We start from the raw sequence: 18722 nt of genomic DNA on the forward strand, positions 1-18722 counted from the left end.
ACCGGCGGTGGCCCCAGGGCCCCCGCCGTTCCGTGTTCTCCACCCCGCCGCACCGGGTTCCGCCGACCGCCGGCGCTGTCAGGGCTGCCGACGAACGACGACCGTCAGGCGGGGAGCTTCGCTGCGATCACGTCGACCTGCTCCATGGAGGGCGGGCCCGCGAACAGCGCCGCGCCCTTGCCCATCAGAATCTCGGCCAGTCGGCCGGCCAGGTGCGCCTTGCGGCCGTCCTCGTCCGGGAAGGCGTCGAAAATACCGAACTCGGACTCGCCGATACGGATCCCGAACCAGGCGATGGTGCCGGGCTCGTCGTTCACCAGCGGGAGGGCCTCCTCCAGCAGAGCGGCGAACTCGTCCTCCTTGCCGGGCTGCACCGGGAAACGGGCCAGTAGTCCTACGGAAACCATAACGGGTCCTTCCGTCATCAAGGAATTCGGTATCGCGGTCGCAAATCGGCAATCGCAGGATGCCCGGCGCGCGCTCGCCGCAGGGGAATCCTCTCAGAACTTCCGTGACACACGGCGGGAACCGGCCAATTTCCGCGCGCTTTCCGGAGTTGGCCCGCGGTGTCACGCACACGACCGACACGCCGGGTCCGTGGCGTGCGGGCCACGCGTACCCCGGCCGCCCGGCCGGGCGGCGGCGGAGCCCGGAGCGGACCGCCCGGGCGGTGGAACGCCCGGTCGTTCCAGGGGAACCGGGCCGGTTCCGGCCGCGCTCACCCGCCGCCCGGGCCCGCCGAGCAGCACCGCGAGCCCGCGCGCCGGGCGGCGGCCCCGATCCGCCCCCGCGGTGACCGCGTGATCTTCGGCACGTCGCCGCCCTGGCTGAAAACCATCGGTCCGGGCCATGCGACCCGGCGGCGATGTCACACCTGGCCGGTTCCATCCCTTGTCATCGGGTGCGCGCTGTCAGCGCCTTGATTCGGGCAACCGGCGATACGGGCAACCGGCCGCGCGGCACCGTCCTCCGGGGCCGCACGGCGTCCCGCCCCCGGCCGCATCGGCGCTTCTCAGGGCCACCCGGCGGCCGTGGGCGGCGGCAGGTAGGCGCGGTACCCCTGGACGGAGGCGCCGTCGGGCAGCCGGAGCGGGCGCCAGGCCCGGGCGTACGAGGGTGGCCGCTGGTGCGGCGGCACGATCACGGCAACCGGCTGGACACGGGCCGCCGCGAGCACGCCGGCCGGCGTGATGCTGCTGTCCGGCCCGGAGGTCTGGCGGGAGGCGCAGCCGGCGTAGAACGCGATCGGCACGGCGCGGTCTCCCGAGACCAGGCACGGCGGACGCACCCCCGCGCCGTGCAGGCGGGCGGCGACCGCGCCGTACTCCGTGCTCAGCGCGTGGTTGTTGCCGACGATGTTGGCCAGCACCCCGTACTGGACGGCCAGATGGCCGCACAGCGCCACCGCCACGACCGCGGCGAGCACCGGCCGCGGCCGTCCCGCAGGGCCGCTGACCAGCCACCACAGGCACTCCGCGACCGGGAGCGCCAGCAGCGCGTAGGCGGGCAGCAGGAAACGCGGCGCCGCGTAGTCGATCGTGAACAAGTAGGGGTAGGCCAGGAACCCCGCGACCAGCAGTGGCAGCACGGCCGTGGCCCGATCGCGCACCCGGGCCGCCACCAGGGCCCCGCCGACGGCCAGGACCGGCAGCGCGAACCACCACACCGAGGTGACCTTGTGCCGCCACGGCACGTCGCACGGCCGGCACAGCCCCCGGCCGTCCAGGGACCGGATCTGGTCGTCGACGGCGACGTGCCAGCCCATGCCGCCCTGGATCTCGCTGCCCCGGGTGATCCGGGCCGACAGGCCGCCGAAATTCGCATACGCCTCGATCACCCATTCCGCGCCGCCCAGCAGCAGCCCGGCCGCCAGCGCCGCGAAGAGCGCCGGACGCCGCCAGCGCCGGACCACCGCCGTCGCACCGGCCAGCGGCAGCGCGAGCCAGACCGCGTCCGGTGGCCGCATCAGCGCGACGACCGCGACCCCGGCAGCCAGCCCGGCCAGCGCCGCGCGGTCGCCGCGGTCCCGCCCGGCCCGCAGGAAACAGCCGACGGCCGCCAGCGCGCCATAGGCGCTCCACAGGTTGGGCATCACCTGCGGCCCGTAGAACACGGTGATCCACAGCGTGGCGAAGAGCGCGCCCGCCAGGGCGAGCACCCCCGCCGGGACGAGGGCCGGTCCGGCGGATCGCGGCGGGTCCGCGCCCCGATCCCGGAACTTCGCCCAGCAGCCCGTACGCCGCCGCGTTGCCGCACCGGTCGCCCGCGACGCGGTGGGACTTCCCGGGCGTGCCCCCGGGCGGAGCTCCGGGGGAGTCGCGGGCCGGTACGCCGCGATCCGCCCGGCCGGCCCCGGCACCTGCCAGCACCGCAACGCGAGGTAGAGGCCCGCCCCGGACAGCAGCGCCAGCCAGATCCGCAGCGCGAGGACGGACGAGGTCAGCCCGGCGACCGGTGCGGCGAGGAACGTGATGCCGCGGGCACGCGGCGCGCTGAAGAACGCGGCCGGCACGAACCCGCTGACCTGGCTGGTGTAGACCGTCTCGTCCCAGCCCAGCCCGGTCCCGGGCACCACCAGCACCAGCTGGGCGAGCGTGAACCCGATGCACACCGCCGCCAGCGGGCGCCGCGCCTGCGCCGCCGACCGCCGGACCACGAAAGGAGGCGCCGTGCCCGGCCGGGGCGTGAGCTGTTCGCGCATCGGACGTCCTCGTGCGTGGGGGCCGGTGGCGGTCGGGAGAACTCGCCGCCACTGTCCCCACTATCCGCCGACCGCCCCCGTCCGCCAGCCGCCTGCGGCATTCGGGGTCCCGCGGGGCGGCACTCCGCGCGGCCGCGATTTCCCGGCGGAGGTCCCCTGCGGAGGGAGGCGGCGGCGCCGGGACGTACCGGCGGACGGCCGCCCGTGCGATGCGGGGTGCGGCGCCGGGCCGTCGTGGTCAGTCGGAAAAGCCGGGAGCGGTGGCGCGGGGGGAAGGCTTAGGCTCGGTGTATGGCGGGACGTGAAGGGGAACCGGGCGGCGGCACCGTGCGAGTGGACCTGTGGATCTGGTGCGTGCGGCTCACGAAGACCCGTTCCCTGGCCTCGGCCGCGGCCAAGGGCGGTCACGTGCGGGTGAACGGTGAGCGGGTGAAGCCCGCACAGGCGGTACGGGTCGGCGACGAGGTACGGCTGTTCCACGCCGGGCGCGAGCGCGTCGTGATCGTCTCCCGCCTGCTGAACAAGCGCGTGGGCGCGCCCGTCGCCACCGAGTGCTACGTGGACAACAGCCCGCCGCCGCCCCCGCGCGCCGACGTGCTGGCCCTGGGTGTCCGGGACCGCGGCGCCGGCCGTCCCACCAAGCGGGACCGCCGCGAGATGGAACGCCTGCGCCTGCTCGGACCCACCTGGCGCCCGCCGGCCGGCTGACGCGTGTCCACCGTGGCCGAAACGCCCGAAGCGGCGTTCGAGCGGCACCGGTCGGTCCTGACCGGCCTCGCCCACCGCCTGCTGAGCGGCATGTGGGACGCCGAGGACGTGGTCCGGGAGGCGTATCCGCGGTGGACCCGCGCCGCCCTGCGACCGGTCGTCGGCCGCTCCCACATGATCCCGTTCCTGCCCGGCCAGCTCGCCCGTCACACCGTGGACCACGTCCGCCCCACCGAGGCCAACGGCCTGCCCGCACTGCGCCCGGCGGTCGGCGGCCACGAGCAGACCACCTTCCTCGACGTGCGCGACGGCCGTATCCACGGCGTGTTCGCCGTCCTCAACCCGGACAAGTTGACCCGCCTGAGCGAACCCGGCACCGACCCCTGACCGCCCCGGGCCGGGCCATGACACCCTCGCCTCCGTGAACGCGCGGTGCCGGTTCACGAAGGCCCCGCCGCGCCAACCGAGGAGCCAGCGATGCGACCTGTCCACTTCGCCGCCGCCCGCCGCACCCCCATCGGCAAGCTGCGCGGGGCGCTCTCGACAGTCCGGCCCGACGACCTCGCCGCCACCGTGATCCGCGGCCTGCTGGCCGACGCACCGGCGCTGGACCCGGCCCGGATCGACGACGTGTACTGGGGCGCCGCCAACCAGGCCGGCGAGGACAACCGCAACGTCGCCCGGATGGCCGTACTCCTCGCCGGGCTGCCCCAGACCGTGCCGGGGGCCACCGTCAACCGCCTCTGCGCATCCGGGATGGAAGCGGTCACCACCGCCGCCCGTATGATCGCCGCGGGTGAGGCGGAGATCGTGATGGCGGGTGGCTCGGAGTCGATGAGCCGCGCCCCCTTCGTCCTGCCGCGCCCCCAGGAAGCGCTGCCGCGCACCCTCGAGACCTACGACACCCGGCTCGGCTGGCGGCTCACCCATCCGCGCATGCGGGACCTGCACGGCGTGCTGTCCATGGGGGAGACCGCCGAGGAGGTCGCCGAGCGGTACGGGGTCAGTCGCGCCGACCAGGACGCGTTCGCGCTGCGCAGCCACCGCAACGCCGCCGCGGCCCGCAAGAACGGTCTCTTCGACGCTGAGCTGCTGCCGGTGAGCCGCCCCGAGGGGATCACCGTCACCCAGGACGAGTCCGTCCGGGAGGACACCACGGCCGAACGGCTCGCCGCCCTCCAGCCCGTCTTCCGCGAGAACGGCACCGTCACCGCGGGCAACAGCTCACCGATGAACGACGGCGCCGCCGGACTCCTCCTCGTCAGCGAGGACGCACTGCGCGAGCTGGGTCTGGAGTCCCTCGGCCGGTACGCGGCGGGCGCGAGCGCGGGCGTTCACCCCGACGTCATGGGCATCGGCCCGGTCCCCGCCACCCGGCGCGCACTCGCCCGCCTCGGCCGTGGCGTCGACTCCGTCGAGGAGGCCGAAGTCAACGAGGCGTTCGCCGCCCAGACCCTCGCCTCGATCCGCGAACTCGGCATCGACCCCGACCTGGTCAACCCCGACGGCGGCGCGATCGCCCTCGGCCACCCCCTCGGCTGCTCCGGCGCCCGCATCCTCACCACCTTGCTGCACCGCATGCGCCGCACCGGCGCCCGCCGCGGCCTGGCGACGATGTGCGTAGGGGTCGGCCAGGGCAGCGCGATCCTGATCGACCGCGACTAGGCGGGACGTCCCCGGCACGGCAAGGGCCTGATCCCTGAGACAGGCTCCCCAGGCGGCGACGCGGCGGCCCGACTGCGCGGGGAGGGCCCGGACCGTCCGGCGTCGTCGCCGGCGTTCTTGTCCACGCCTGCGACGCCGCGGCGGTGCTCGGCGTCAACGCACCCGGTGACGGCCGCGGTGCTGAGTACCGCGCCGGCGAGCGCCGCCGCCTGGGGGAACGACTCCGCTCAGCTGATCTCCCCTGAAATGCCCTGGGCCGGGCCGGGCCGGGCCGGGCCGTGGACGTGGACGTGACGCCTGCCCGCGAGCAGGGCGTCGAAAGGCGCCGTGGAGCGGGCTGCCGGGCGACTTGCGGCTGGTCGTGGCCGGCGCGCCGAAGTTCCGCGCGCCGCCTGGCGCAGGCGCAGTGCAGCCGTCGGCGTGGGCCACCAGCCCCCTGCCCTGGGCGCCGGTGGTGATGTCGCTGAAGTCCGGCGGGTCGCGGCATCGCGGCATCGCGGAACCGCCGTCGGCCCGTGTGGCTCCTCGGGCGGTACGGCGCGCCCGCCGTCGGGCCGCCGTGTTCGGGGCTCCGCCACGGCCGCGGTGGAGCCCGCCGCAGGCAGTGTCACGTGTGCGACACGCGCTCGACGTGTTACCGCCACGGTGCGCCCGTAAACTGGGACGGCAGCGCCCGGCCGAGGTCGTCCACAGGCGAAAACACCCGCCCGCAACGACGAAACGGAGCCGCGCCGATGGCGATGTCGAGGAAGTCCTACGTGCTCCCGGCCTGGCTGGCGCACGCGGTGCGCTGGCAGCGGGGACCGGTGCCGTGGGGCGCGGTGGCCCGCGGTGCCCTCGGCGCGGGGACGCTGCTCGCCGTCGCGGGCGCACTCGGGCGGCCCACCATGGGGGTGATCGCCGCCCTCGGGGCGATGCTCGCCGGCGTCAACGACCGTCCGGGCAGCCGCAGCTCCGCCGTGTCCCGGCTGGGCCTGCCCGCGCTGGCCGGCGCGTGCGGAATGCTGATCGGTACGTCGGTGGGCGGTGCCTCGCCCCTGCTCCTGGTCCTCGCCCTCACCGCGGTGGCGCTGCCCGCCGGGGCGCTGAGCGCCGCCGGCCCGGTCGCTTCGATCGCCAGCACGCAGCTGCTCATCACCATCATGGTGGGTGCGGGCATGCCGCTGCCCGAACCCGCGTGGCAGCGCGCCGTGCTCTATCTGGCAGGCGGCTGCTGGCTGGTCGTGCTGAGGGTGACGATGCCCTCGCCGGGCGCGCGGCTGGACTTCCTCGACGGCGAGCGGGACGCGGTGGCCGCCGCCTACGACGCCGTGGCAGACCTGCTGCTCGCCGCCGGCGGGCCGAGGGCACTGGACCGCCGGGCCCGGCTGACCGCCGCGCTCGACCGGGCGCAGGACGCGCTGGGCGGACCCCGCTGGTGGCGCCGCCCCATCGCCGCGGAACGCCGGATCCGCTCCCGGTTCGCGGCCGTCCTCCCGCTGACCGAGGCCGCCACCGCCCTGACCTGGGCGGGCGACCCGCTGACCGACCGCGCCGCGGAGGGTGCCCGCCGCCTGGCCCGGGCGGTCCGCACCGACGGCCCCCCGGGACCGCTCCCGGCGCCGGTACGGGACACCCCCGGTCTGCGCGCCCTGGACGACGCCCTGCTGAAGGCGGCCGAGGCGTTCGGGACACCACGGGCGGCCGCCGCCCCGGGTACGACAGGCCGCGGCTCGCAGCGCACCACCCGGAAGACCGCCGTACCGCACCTGCCGCAGGGCGCCCTGACCGTCCCACGGACGGCCCTCGGCGATCCGCCGACCGGCGCCCATGCCCCCCTCGACCGCCCCGTGGCGCCGTCCTACCCCGCCCGGCCCAACCCCCGTACCTCCGCTGCCCGCAGGGCGTTCGGGCGGGCGGGGCGGGAGTACGGGGTGCGGGTGGCGGCCTCCATCGGGGCGAGTGCGGCCGTGGCGCAGGCGCTGCACCCCGGCCACTGGTACTGGCTGCCCGTCACCGCCGTGTTCCTGGTCAAGCCCGATCTGGGGCCGCTGGCCTCGCGGGTGATCAACCGGGCACTCGGCACCGTCGCGGGGGTACTGCTCTTCGCCGTGATGGCCGCGGTCGTGCCCGGCGGGGTCTGGCCGTACCCGTTCGCCGTGGTGTGCGCGGCGCTGGTTCCGGTGGCGACGCGGCACTTCGGGGTGCAGACCGGCGTGGTCACGATGCTGGTGCTGGCCTTCGTGACGGTCGGCGGCGACGCGGGGGCGTACTGGGACCGGCTCAGCGACACGTTGCTGGCCTGCGCGATCGTGCTGCTCGTCGGGCATCTGCCGTGGCCGGTGCGGCGGGGCGGCGACGTGGCGGTACGGCTGTCGGACGCGACCGAGGCGGCCGAGCGGTACGTGGGCCACGTACTGGAACGGTCCGGGGACACCGACCGCAGGTTCGCCCTGCGGCGCGCCGCGTACCGTACGCTCGCCGACGCGCGGTCGGCCGCCGAACTGGCCGCCGCCGAACTGCCCCCGCTCGCCCGGCACTCGCGCGGGGCGACCGGGGAGATCACAGCGCTGGAACGGCTGGTGGACGCTGCGACCGCCGCCGCGGTACACCTGGACCACGGCGACGGAGCCGCCCGCTCCGAGCTCCTGCGCCTCGCCGCTCACCGCGGAACCTGCCGCTCCGTGACGATTCCCGCGCCCCCGCGCCCCGCGACCAGCGCTTCTCGCCCGCCCCGCACCGACACCCACCCCGTCGGCTCGAAGCGCGGCTAGCATGCCCGGGTTCCGGGCCGACCCCTTCACCCGGAAGGGGGTTTTCCCGGAGGCGCAGGTCTGGGAGAATGTTTCCCGTGCATATACCGACACGTGGACGGGCGGCGGCACGTTGACCGCCCCGGGCGGGGCACAGCTCCTCGCGATCAGCGACCTGCACGTCGGATACGCCGCGAACCGCGCGATCGTCGAGCGGATGCGGCCGGAAACGGATGGAGACTGGCTGATCGTCGCCGGTGACGTCGGAGAGCGCTCCGCCGACATCACGTGGGCCCTGTCCACTCTGAAGGAGCAGTTCGAGACGGTCATCTGGCTGCCGGGCAACCACGAACTGTGGACCCCGCCGGACGACCCGGTCACCCTCCGCGGCGAACAGCGGTACCGCCACCTCGTGGAGGAGATCCGGGGCCTCGGCGTGGTCACCCCCGAGGACCCGTATCCACTCTGGGAGAGCCCGCAGGGGCCGGTCGCGGTCTGCCCGATGTTCCTGCTGTACGACTACACGTGGCGCGACGGCACCCCCGGGGCCACCACCAAGGAGGAGGCCCTCGCCTACTCCCGCGAACTCGGCGTCGTCTGCACCGACGAGATGCTGCTGCATCCCGACCCGCTGCCGGGCATCGACGACTGGTGCCGGGCCCGGGTCGCCGAGACCGAACGCCGCCTGGCGGCCCTGGACCCGGCGCTGCCCACCGTGCTCGCCAACCACTGGCCCCTCCAGCGCGACCCCACCGCCATCCTGCGCTACCCGTCCTTCGCCCTGTGGTGCGGCACCGAACGCACCGAGGACTGGCACGTGCGGTTCCGCGCCACCGAGGTGGTCTACGGCCACCTGCACATCCCGCGCGTCACCTATCGCGACGAAGTCCGCTTCACGGAGGTCTCGTTGGGCTATCCGCGTGAATGGGGCGCCCGGCCCGCCGGACCCGCCGGGCCGCGCCGTATCCTCGCGGGACGGCAGGGCGTGCGGCAGGGGGTGCCCCGGTGATCGAGTATGTGGTGCCCGCCGCCGTGCGCTCCCGCGCCGCGTACGGCGACGAACTGGACCACGCCCCGCTCTTCCCCGAAGAGGCCGAAGCCGTCGCGCGGGCGGTCGCCAAGCGGCGCGCGGAGTACGCGGCGGGCCGTGCCTGCGCCCGGGCGGCGCTCTCCGCGCTCGGCACCGAGCCCGTGCCGATCCTGCGCGACGCCGAGCGGGGCGCGCCGGTCTGGCCGGACGGCGTCGTCGGCAGCATCACCCACTGCGACGGCTACCGCGCGGCGGCCGTCGCCTACGCCACCGACATCCTCACCCTCGGCATCGACGCCGAACCGCACGGTCCGCTGCCCCAGGGCGTCTTCGACGTCATCACGGCCACCCCGGCGGAGACCGACGCCCTGGCCGACCTGACCGGCCGGGCACCCGAGATCCACTGGGACCGGCTGCTGTTCAGTGCCAAGGAGACGGTCTACAAGGCGTGGTACCCCTTCCACCGCCGCATGCTCGGCTTCGAGGAGGCCGAACTCCTCTTCACCCGCGACCCGGACGTCCCCGACCGGGGTTCCTACACCGCGCGGCTGCTCATCCCCGGGCCGCTGCTCGCCGAAGGCACCGGCCCCGACCATTTCAGCGGCCGGTGGATCGCCCGCAACGGCTTCGTGGTGACCGCGATCGTGGTACCCAACGAAGAGCGGGGGGAGGGCGCAGGGGACGAGGAGCAGGCGGCCTGAACGCCCCCGGGGAGCACGGGGGAGGCGAAGGACCGCGGGCCGAGCACACCCGGTGCCGGCAGGCGGGACGTACGCTCCGCGCCGACGCGCACCCGGGAACCGGCCTTCGAACGCGGGGAATCAGCCTTCGAGCCCGGGAAACGACCTTGAAATCACCGGAGAGGCCCCGCGCCGGACCGGTGATCCGGCACAGTGGACGGCATGCTGCCGGACGCCTCCTCGCCGCACGACCCGCACGTGCGGCACATGCGCCGGATGTTCCTCCACGAGCACGGGTCGGAGCACGGGTCGCACCACGGCCGCGACCGGGACGGAGAACACCGATGACCGCCGAACTCCCGCCGTACGACGTCCTGGTGGTGGGCGGCACCGGTATCGACACCATCGTCCGGATCGACGAACTCGCCATCCCCGGCGGGGACTCCACCCTCGTCCCGCCGATCCGCGACTACGTGGCGCACACCGGCAACGGCGTGGCCCTGGGCTTCCACGCGCTCGGCCTGACCACCAAGTTCATCGACTTCCTCGGCGACGACGCGCAGGGCCGTATGATCCTCGACCGGTACGCCGCCACCGGCCTGGACTTCAGCCACCTGCCCGCGCCGAACGGCACCCCGCGCAGCGTCAACCTGGTGGACCGCGAAGGCCGCCGCTTCTCCTTCTACGACGGCCGGCACCCCGAGGACCTGCGGCTGCCCCGGGACTTCTACCTGCCGTACGTGGCCCGCGCCCGCCACGTGCACGTCTCGCGGTCGGCGCACGCCCGGGAGGTGTTCACCGACGCGGTACGCCTCGGTCGTACCGTCTCCACCGACCTGCACGCCTGGGACGGCGAGGACGCCTCGGCGCACCCGTGGGCGTACGGCGCCGACCTGGTGTTCCTCAGCGCCGCCAAGGTCGGGGAGGGCGTCCCCGCCGTGATGCGGCGGATCGTCGAGCGCGGCCGGGCCGAACTGGTCGTCGCCACGGACGGTGCCGCGGGCTGCCACGTACTGCGGCGCGGGGAGGAGTCGCCGCGCCGCTACCCCGCGGTAGTGCCGGAACGGCCCGTGGTGGACAGCAACGGCGCCGGGGACGCCTTCCTCACCGCCTTCCTGCACGCTCGGTTCGGCGGCGCGGACCTGGAGGCGTGTGTCGTCGCCGGATCGGTCTCCGGGGCGTACGCGTGCGGCAGCCCGGGCACGCACGAGGAGACGATCTCCGCGGAGGCACTGGCGGCGGCCGTCTCCCGGGCGCGGTTCGCGGACGACGTGCCGGTCTGAGCCGGCCGCCGCCTGCTGAACCGGGCGCGTCAGCCGGCCTCGATGCGGCGGACCGCCATGTCCAGCGCGGCGTCCTGCGACGCGTACACCTCGCACACCGGCTCACCGCTCGGTGTGCGGGTGTGGTCGATCTCCCACAGGCTCACCTCGCTGCCGTCCAGCAGCAGGAAGGCGTGCTCGTACAGCGACCAGGACACCAGGCGGCCGGCGATCATCGCGCTGCGCCGGGTGACGATGCTGATGTCGTGCGCCAGGGCGGCGCGCAGCCGGGCCAGGACGTCGTGGCCCGGCGCGTTCGCGTTGGCCGCGCGGCGCAGCAGCCGCCGGGCGTGCTCGGCCGAGTCGCCCTCGGTGTACGCGCGGCGGTACGTTCCCTGACCCGTCGCCAGCAGCGCGTCCAGCTCCGCGGGGTCGTCCGCCTGGTCGCCCGGGCTCAGCGCGGGTGGCGGCGGCGCGGCCTGCGACGACGGCTCCGGCGGCCCGTAGGAGCCGCCGAACGCGATGTCGACCGCCCACTCGGCGAGCGTCAGGTCCTCGCGGTCGGCGAAGACCGCGTGGTGGACCGCGCCGTCCGGACGGGTGTTGTGCTCCAGCTCCCACACCACCCGCACGTCGCCGTCCGGCAGCAGGAAGCTGTGCCGGAAGGTACGGCGGTTCAGCCGCCGCGGCGGCCCTTTGGCGTGGCGGCACGACTGGAGCCCGCAGTAGTGCATGAGCGCGGACCGGACCTCGGCGAGGTACCGTGCCGCCTGCTCGCGGTTCTCCGCGCGCTCCAGCAGCCCGGCCAACTGCTCGGCCGGCCGGCCACCCGACCGTACGACCTCTGCCGCGCGCGCAGGCTCTGCGTCCATACGGCCCTCCCGGTCCGACGTCGCCCAACCCTCCCCCGGCGACTCAGGGTAGTAGCGCGGTCGCCGATTGCGCCTGTGAACGACGAGATTTCCCGGCGCGCGAGCCGGTTGCGCGCCCCCAAGAGCCGGTTCGCTCCAAGACCGCCCGTACGTTCGTTCGCTCGGCGGGCCCACGGCTCATCCGGGTCGAGCCAGTGCGCGTGGCCCAGGCTGATGATCCGCATCCGCATCCGCGCGGCGTGCAGGAGGCGGTCGCGGGCGCGCCCTGCTCGGTCTCGTGCTCGGTGCCGCCGATCTGGTCGTCCTGGTCGCGCTGGCCGTCGCCAACGACGGTGTGATCCGGTCCTCCGGCTGATCCGGGCCCGGGGCCGGGCCCGGATCAGCCGGTCCGGCTCCCGGCGGCCCCGCGGGCCGATGCGGTTCTCTGACGCCGGGGCGACGGACCCATGGACTCCGGGCTGCTCGGCCCCGGGGGCCGCCGGTCCCGGACCCGCCCCGCCGGTCCCGGGCCCACCCCTATCCCGGGGCACTTCTTCCCGTGCGCCTCGCAGGGGCGTCAGCTCAGGTCGATGCCCGGGTAGAGCGGGAAGCCCGCCAGCAGGTCGGCCGCGCGCTTGGCCACCTGCTCGGCGACCGCCGCGTCCAGCACGTGATGGGCCTTGGACAGGCCGCCCTTGGGGGCCGGCGCCGCGCTCGTACCGGACAGCACCGTGTCGATCAGCCCGGCGATCTCGTCCATCTCCGCGGGCCCGAGCCCGCGCGTGGTCAGCGCCGGCGTGCCGATCCTGATGCCCGAGGTGTACCAGGCGCCGTTGGGGTCCTGCGGAACGGAGTTGCGGTTGGTGACGATCCCCGCGTCCAGCAGCGCCGCCTCGGCCTGGCGGCCGGTCAGCCCGTAACCCGACACGTCGATCAGCACCAGATGGTTGTCGGTGCCGCCGGTGACCAGCCGAGCGCCCCGGGTGAGCAGCCCCTCGGCGAGCGCCCGGGTGTTGTCCACGATCGCCCGCGCGTACGCACCGAACTCCGGCCGGGCGGCCTCCGCCAGCGCCACCGCCTTCGCCGCCATCACATGCGGCAGCGGGCCGCCGAGCACCAACGGGCAGCCGCGGTCCACGTGCTCGGCGAGCGAGTCGTCGCACAGCACCATGCCGCCGCGCGGGCCGCGCAGCGACTTGTGCGTCGTGGTGGTGACGATCTGGGCGTGCGGTACCGGGTCGAAGTCCCCGGTCAGCACCTTGCCCGCGACCAGGCCCGCGAAGTGCGCCATGTCCACCATCAAGGTGGCGCCCACCTCGTCGGCGATCTCGCGCATGATCCGGAAGTTCACCAGCCGGGGGTACGCCGAGTAGCCCGCCACCAGGATCAGCGGCCGGAACTCGCGGGCCGCCGCCCGCAGCGCGTCGTAGTCCAGCAGCCCGGTCTGCGGATCGGTGCCGTAGCTGCGCTGGTCGAACATCTTGCCCGAGATGTTCGGGCGGAAGTCGTGCGTGAGGTGGCCGCCCGCGTCCAGGGACATGCCGAGCATCCGCTGATTGCCGAACTCGGCCCGCAGCTCCGCCCAGTCCTGCTCGGAAAGGTCGTTGACCTGCCGTACCCCGGCCCTGGCCAGCGCCGGGCTCTCCACCCGCTGGGAGAGCACCGCCCAGAAGGCGACCAGATTGGCGTCGATGCCGGAGTGCGGCTGGGCGTACGCGTGCGCGGCGCCGAACACCTCGCGCGCGTGCTCGGCGGCGAGCGACTCGACGGTGTCCACGTTGCGGCAGCCCGCGTAGAAGCGGCGGCCGACGGTGCCCTCGGCGTACTTGTCGCTGAACCAGTTGCCCATCGCCAGCAGCACGGCCGGCGAGGCGTAGTTCTCGCTCGCGATCAGCTTGAGCATCTCGCGCTGGTCCGCGATCTCGTTCCTGATGGCGTCCGCGACCCGCGGCTCGACGCCCGCGATCACCTCCAGCGCACTGCGGTAGGCGATCGACTCGGTGCTGTACGGGGCGGTTGACGGCTCTGCTGCGGCCATGGGAGTCCTCCGGGTTCGGCAACGGGACGGCCCAGGCGCACGGCACTTCGTGAGGCAACGCGAGCCGCTCCCCGATGGTTGCACCCATCCCAGCGCGCCAGTCACGGCTCGCCGCGAGCTTAGCAATGAGGAACGAACCGGGGCGAGCGCGATCAACCTTCGGGCGGGAGCGGTGGCTGCCGGCGGTGAGGCGGGCCGGCCACCCGCGCCACCGCGTGGCTGCGGCCCGCCCCGTCCGCGCGCTGACCGGCGGTGCCTCGCCCGTCGGCCGCCGGCTGCCCGGTTTCGGGTCGTGGGCGGACCCTGGGGAGCGCGGCGCGGTCGCGCACGGCGTGTGGCCCGGCGGGGACCGGGGATATTCCGGGCACCGCCCGGTCCCGTGCGTCCGGCCGGCCCGGGAAGCGCGGCCTGATCACGCCCGGCGCGCGGGCCAGGCGTGCGGGCCCGGCGTGCGGGCCCGCACGGAATCCGCCTGAACCGTACGCACCGGACACCCCTGCAGGCCCGCGCGGGCAGGCACCCGGGCGCGCCAGCCTCTCTGGCGCTCCCGGGAAGTGTGCTGCGGGCGGCCCCGGCCGCAACGGCCCGGCGCGGCGGGTGTTGGATGGGCGTTCGCCCATGCCGTAGGAGCGCGGGATCGTCCGATCCGTGGGGAGAGCGATGGAGCAGCACGCCGAGTCCGGGGGAGCCGGCCGGGGCCGTACGTCCCCACCCGGTGTCGTCACGCGGGTGGCCGCCGGTGTCGGAGTGATCGAACTCGACCGGCCCGGGGCGCTGAACGCCCTTGACCTCGGGATGATCCGGCTGATCACGGCCGCGCTGGAGGAGTGGCGGGACGACGGCGCCGTGCGGTCGGTGGTGGTGCGCAGCACCTCGCCGAAGGCGTTCTGCTCGGGCGGCGACATCAGGGCGGTGCGCGAGGCGGCGCTGCGCGGCGACGACGCGGCCGTGCTGACGTACTTCTCCGCCGAGTACGCGCTGAACGCGCTGATCGCCCGCTACCCGAAGCCGTACACCGCGCTGATCGACGGCTACGCGATGGGCGGCGGGCTCGGCATCTCCGTGCACGGCACAGCGCGGGTGGTGACGGAGCGGGCGGCGCTCGCCATGCCGGAGACGGGCATCGGGTTCTTCCCCGACGTCGGCGCGAGCTACTTCCTGCCGAGGCTGCCGGGCGGGATCGGACTGTACCTGGGCCTGACCGGGACACGGATCTCCGCCGCGGCGGCCGTCGAGTGCGGGCTCGCCACGCATTACGTGCCCGCCGCCGAGCTGCCCGCGCTGGAGGCAGCGCTGCCGGGCGGCGGCGACCCGGCACGGGTACTGGACGGTTTCGCCGCTGCCGCCCCGCCGTCGGAACTGGCCGGGCACCGCGAAGCGATCGACCGCTGCTTCTCCGGCTTCTCCGCCGGCCTGGCCGACGGGGTCGGCGAGGTGCGGGCCCGGCTCGGCGCCGAGGACGACGACCGGGAGTGGGCGGACGAGACGCTGGCCCTCCTCGGCCGGGTCTCACCGATGAGCCTCGCGATCACCTTCGACCTGCTGCGGGACGGTGCCGGCTCGGGCCTGGAGGCGTGCCTGGCCCGCGAACTGGAGCTCGCCCGGCGCACCACGCGCAGCCTCGACTTCGCCGAGGGTGTGCGGGCGGCGCTGGTCGACAAGGACCGCAGGCCGCGCTGGTCGGCGGGCGACGGGCCCGGTTCCTGAGACCCCGGTGCGGTCACGGGCACACGCGCCCGGGGCGACCGCCGCGCGGCGTCGGCCCGAGCCCAAGGGAACAGCCGCCGGTCCGCCTGCTCGTCACCGGAGGCGGCTGGTCGCGTTCCGGGCCGCGGTACGGGCTTCAGAGTGGCGGTGCAGGCCCGGGCAGCGGCTGTCCGGCACCCCATCACCCGTGCGTCGCGCGGGGTTCATCGAACGTGTTGACCCGTGTGGCCCTGCGCGGGTAGGTCCGCGGGTGTCCGGCCGCCTACTCTGGACGCGCCGTCCCCGTACTTTTGATGCCGTTTGGCACCATCGTCCCGAACGTTCACTCCGCCTTGCCGCTCGCGCAGCCGTTTCGCTTCCGCCGCTCCCTGCTGTTCCGCCGCCTTCCCGGCACGCCGAGCCCCGCTCCGGCGGGCCCCGCCGCCGTCCCTCACGCGACGAGGAGTACCCGTGTCCATCGCCCGCAACGAGGGTGCCGTGTGGCAGCGCGCGTCGGTGCGGTCGGTGGCGATGCTGCTGCCGGTGGTGGCGGTCGCGGCCCTGGCGGTGAGCAAGTGGCCGATGATCGACTCCAGCGCCGGGCGGCTGGGCGCCGCGGACGGCGAATGGATGGCCCTGGCGGGGCTGGCTGCCTTCATGACCTGGGTCTGTTCGGCCACCGCGCAGCAGGGCGCGGTCGTCGAGACGCTGCCGCCCGGGCGGCTGCTGGCCGCGCAGTTCGCGGCCTCCGCCGCCAACCACGTACTGCCCGCGGGTGTCGGCGGCAACGCGGTCAACCTGCGCTTCCTGGTCCGCCGCGGTCTGAGTCCCACCCGCTCGGTGGCAGCGCTCGCGGTCAGGGCCACCGCCGCCGCCATCGGCAGGATCGCCCTGCTGCTGGTGCTGCTCGTGGTCTTCCCCGGCGCCCTGAGCCTCCAGCGGCTCGCACCGCACCGCGCGGAATCTCCCGACCCTCCGCTGTCCGACCCCGCCGTCCTGTCCGGACAGGTCGCGCCGGCCGGCCGGGCGTCCGCGCCGACCGGCCGCTCCGGTTTCCTCGGCTCCGCGCTCACCGGGCATCCGCTGCTCGTCGTGGCCGGTGCGGCGGTGGCACTCGCGCTCGCCGTGGCACTGCTGCGGTACGGCCGCAGGCTACGGGACCGGGTGCGCGCCTTCGTGGCCTCGGTGGCGTGCGACGTACGGACCCTGCACGGCAAGCGGGCGCGGGTCGCGGCGCTGTGGGGCGGGTCGCTGGCCTTCCCGGCGGCGCATGCGGCCGTACTGGTCTCCGTATGCCGCGCGGTGGCCGTGCCGGTGCCGGTGAGCGGGGTCGTGGTGGCGTACCTCTTCGCGAGCACCGCGGCCGGCTGGCTGCCCACGCCCGCCGGACTCGGCTCGCTCGACGCGGCGCTGGGGCTCGCCCTGGTCACCGCGGGCGCTTCGGCGGTCGCCGCCACCACCGCCGTCCTGGGCTACCGGCTGGTGACGGCGTGGCTGCCGCTCATCCCCGGCGTCCTGGTACTTGCGGTGTTGGTGCGGCGCCGGGAACTATAGGTACAGACCTTTGCTGTGCCCCCACCTGCTCGCGCCCCCACCCGCTCGCGCCGCCCGACCGAGGAGTCCGGCATGCCGGCATTACCCCCCACCCGACGCGTCCCACGCATACGTCCCCTCACCCTGCTCGCCGCCGCCTTGCTGCTGCTGTGCGGCTGGCTCCAGCAGACCGCCTCCCCCCACCCCGCGGCGAGCACCCCCAACGCCGCCACCGCAGCCGCCACCCCCACCTTCACCGACGACTTCAACGGCCCGGCCGGCAGTCGGGTCGACGGCTCCAAGTGGGGCTACGAGACCGGCGACAACGTCAACAACCACGAGCGGCAGTACTACACCGACAGCACCAGCAACGCCGCCCTCGACGGCCAGGGCAACCTCGTCATCACCGCCCGCAAGGAGAACCCGGCCAACTACCAGTGCTGGTACGGCACCTGCCAGTACACCTCCGCACGGCTGTCCACTCCGCAGAGGTTCACCCAGGCGTACGGCCACTTCGAGTCCCGCATGAAACTGCCGCGCGGCCAGGGCATGTGGCCCGCCTTCTGGATGCTCGGCAACGACATCGGCACGGTCGGCTGGCCGGGCAGCGGCGAGATCGACATCATGGAGAACGTCGGCTTCGAGCCCGGCACCGTGCACGGCACCATCCACGGCCCCGGCTACTCCGGCGCGGGCGGCATCGGCGCGGCCTACACGCTGCCCGGCGGCCAGCGCTTCGCCGACGCCTTCCACACCTTCGCGGTCGACTGGGCTCCCGGCTCCATCACCTGGTCGGTGGACGGCGTCGTCTACGAGCACCGCACGCCGGCCGACCTCGGCGGCAACCGCTGGGTGTTCGACCACCCCTTCTACCTCATCGTCAACCTCGCCGTCGGCGGCTACTGGCCCGGCGACCCGGACGCGAGCACCACCTTCCCGCAGCAACTCGTCGTCGACTACGTCCACGTCACCACGGCCGACTCCGCCGCCACCCACACCATCACCGGCATCGGTGGCAAGTGCGTGGACGTCGCGGGCGCCAACCCCGCCAACGGCACGGCGATCCAGCTCTACGACTGCAACGGCACGGCGGCGCAGGCGTGGACCGTGGGCGGCGACGGCACGCTCCGCGCGCTCGGCAAGTGCATGGACGTCACCGCGGCCGGCACCGCCGACGGCACCAAGGTCCAGCTCTACGACTGCAACGGCACCGGCGCCCAGCAGTGGGTCGTCACCGCCGCCCACGACCTCGTCAACCCACAGGCCGGCAAGTGCCTCGACGCGACCGGCAACAGCTCCGCCAACGGCACCCGGCTCCAGATCTGGAGCTGCGCGGGGACCGCCAACCAGAAGTGGACGGTGAGCCCGTGAGGCGGCAGCCGGCGTGCCGCGCGGCCGGCGGGACACCCACGGGCAGGGCCCCGGCTGCCGGGAAAGCGGCTGCCGGGAACGCTGCGGCCGGGAACGCTGCGGCCGGCCGGTGGCCGGCGGCGAACCCGCGGACCCGGAACCGGCCGAGGCGCGCGGACGGCGGGTGAGGCCCGGGTAGCCGCCGAACCGCCGGTGGCCGGCGGCGAGTCGGACAGACCGCCCGACCGCCCGCCAGACCGCCAGACCGCCAGACCGCCCGGCGGATCCGCCGCGCCGGGCCGTCGGCGGTCCGCCGGACGCCCGGTGAAGAGTCCACGCTCCCCGGCTGTGCGGCATGGTTCCCGCGATGCGACCATGCTGCGGCCGGGGAGCGGAGGTGGGTTCGGTGACAGGAACACCGAGGGGGCGGACGGGTGCGGCGGGCTCGACCGGTGCGACGGGCTCGACGGGCGAGCGGGACGTACC

General features: G+C 74.9%; 14 protein-coding genes and 1 riboswitch. Of the genes, 10 read left to right on the top strand and 4 right to left on the bottom strand.

What is annotated here, in order from left to right:
* Positions 1–104: 104 nt before the first annotated feature.
* Together VIW71_RS11865 and VIW71_RS11870 are read right to left on the bottom strand one after the other, a co-directional pair.
* Positions 105–407 carry a putative quinol monooxygenase gene (locus VIW71_RS11865; protein WP_331622069.1) on the bottom strand — a complete coding sequence of 101 codons (303 nt, stop codon included), beginning with the start codon at positions 405–407 and terminating at the stop codon, positions 105–107.
* A gap of 605 nt (positions 408–1012) precedes the next feature.
* Positions 1013–2701 (bottom strand): hypothetical protein, encoded by a 1689-nt coding sequence (locus VIW71_RS11870; protein WP_331622070.1) that lies wholly within the window; start codon positions 2699–2701, stop codon positions 1013–1015.
* A gap of 291 nt (positions 2702–2992) precedes the next feature.
* On the opposite strand from VIW71_RS11870, the gene VIW71_RS11875 reads away from it, so the two are divergent.
* The 7 genes from VIW71_RS11875 (at position 2993) to VIW71_RS11905 (ending at position 10799) form a co-directional block, all read left to right on the top strand.
* Positions 2993–3409 carry an RNA-binding S4 domain-containing protein gene (locus VIW71_RS11875; RefSeq protein WP_331622071.1) on the top strand — a complete coding sequence of 139 codons (417 nt, stop codon included), beginning with the start codon at positions 2993–2995 and terminating at the stop codon, positions 3407–3409.
* Between the two features lie 12 nt (positions 3410–3421).
* Positions 3422–3796, top strand: a complete 375-nt coding sequence (locus VIW71_RS11880; RefSeq protein WP_331622072.1) for a hypothetical protein — start codon at positions 3422–3424, stop codon at positions 3794–3796.
* Positions 3797–3886: 90 nt separating this feature from the next.
* Positions 3887–5074, top strand: coding sequence for a thiolase family protein (locus VIW71_RS11885; RefSeq protein WP_331622073.1), 1188 nt, complete (start codon positions 3887–3889; stop codon positions 5072–5074).
* 740 nt (positions 5075–5814) lie between these two features.
* Positions 5815–7827 (top strand): FUSC family protein, encoded by a 2013-nt coding sequence (locus VIW71_RS11890; protein WP_331622129.1) that lies wholly within the window; start codon positions 5815–5817, stop codon positions 7825–7827.
* Between the two features lie 112 nt (positions 7828–7939).
* Entirely contained in the window at positions 7940–8815 is an 876-nt protein-coding gene (locus VIW71_RS11895) for a metallophosphoesterase family protein (protein ID WP_331622074.1), read from the top strand.
* A complete protein-coding gene (locus VIW71_RS11900) occupies positions 8812–9537 on the top strand; it encodes a 4'-phosphopantetheinyl transferase family protein (RefSeq protein WP_331622075.1) in 726 nt (241 codons plus the stop codon). The genes VIW71_RS11895 and VIW71_RS11900 overlap by 4 nt, the downstream gene beginning before the upstream one ends.
* A gap of 323 nt (positions 9538–9860) precedes the next feature.
* The gene (locus tag VIW71_RS11905; protein WP_331622076.1) at positions 9861–10799 is read left to right on the top strand and encodes a carbohydrate kinase family protein; all 939 of its coding nucleotides are present in this window, start codon (positions 9861–9863) and stop codon (positions 10797–10799) included.
* A gap of 29 nt (positions 10800–10828) precedes the next feature.
* Here VIW71_RS11905 and VIW71_RS11910 read toward each other — a convergent pair whose 3' ends face one another.
* Together VIW71_RS11910 and VIW71_RS11915 are read right to left on the bottom strand one after the other, a co-directional pair.
* Positions 10829–11650, bottom strand: coding sequence for a DUF6227 family protein (locus VIW71_RS11910; protein WP_331622077.1), 822 nt, complete (start codon positions 11648–11650; stop codon positions 10829–10831).
* Positions 11651–12206: 556 nt separating this feature from the next.
* A complete protein-coding gene (locus tag VIW71_RS11915) occupies positions 12207–13667 on the bottom strand; it encodes a glycine hydroxymethyltransferase (protein ID WP_331622078.1) in 1461 nt (486 codons plus the stop codon).
* 22 nt (positions 13668–13689) lie between these two features.
* Positions 13690–13782: riboswitch (ZMP/ZTP riboswitch) on the bottom strand.
* 545 nt (positions 13783–14327) lie between these two features.
* Between VIW71_RS11915 and VIW71_RS11920 the strand changes: the two genes are divergently transcribed.
* From VIW71_RS11920 to VIW71_RS11930, 3 genes are all read left to right on the top strand, one after another.
* Positions 14328–15374 carry an enoyl-CoA hydratase/isomerase family protein gene (locus tag VIW71_RS11920; RefSeq protein ID WP_331622079.1) on the top strand — a complete coding sequence of 349 codons (1047 nt, stop codon included), beginning with the start codon at positions 14328–14330 and terminating at the stop codon, positions 15372–15374.
* Between the two features lie 450 nt (positions 15375–15824).
* Positions 15825–16907 carry a lysylphosphatidylglycerol synthase domain-containing protein gene (locus VIW71_RS11925; RefSeq protein WP_331622080.1) on the top strand — a complete coding sequence of 361 codons (1083 nt, stop codon included), beginning with the start codon at positions 15825–15827 and terminating at the stop codon, positions 16905–16907.
* Between the two features lie 72 nt (positions 16908–16979).
* Positions 16980–18257 carry a ricin-type beta-trefoil lectin domain protein gene (locus VIW71_RS11930; RefSeq protein WP_331622081.1) on the top strand — a complete coding sequence of 426 codons (1278 nt, stop codon included), beginning with the start codon at positions 16980–16982 and terminating at the stop codon, positions 18255–18257.
* Positions 18258–18722: the final 465 nt, after the last annotated feature.

The sequence above is a fragment of the Streptomyces sp. genome, from assembly GCF_036524955.1.
Classification (GTDB): domain Bacteria; phylum Actinomycetota; class Actinomycetes; order Streptomycetales; family Streptomycetaceae; genus Actinacidiphila.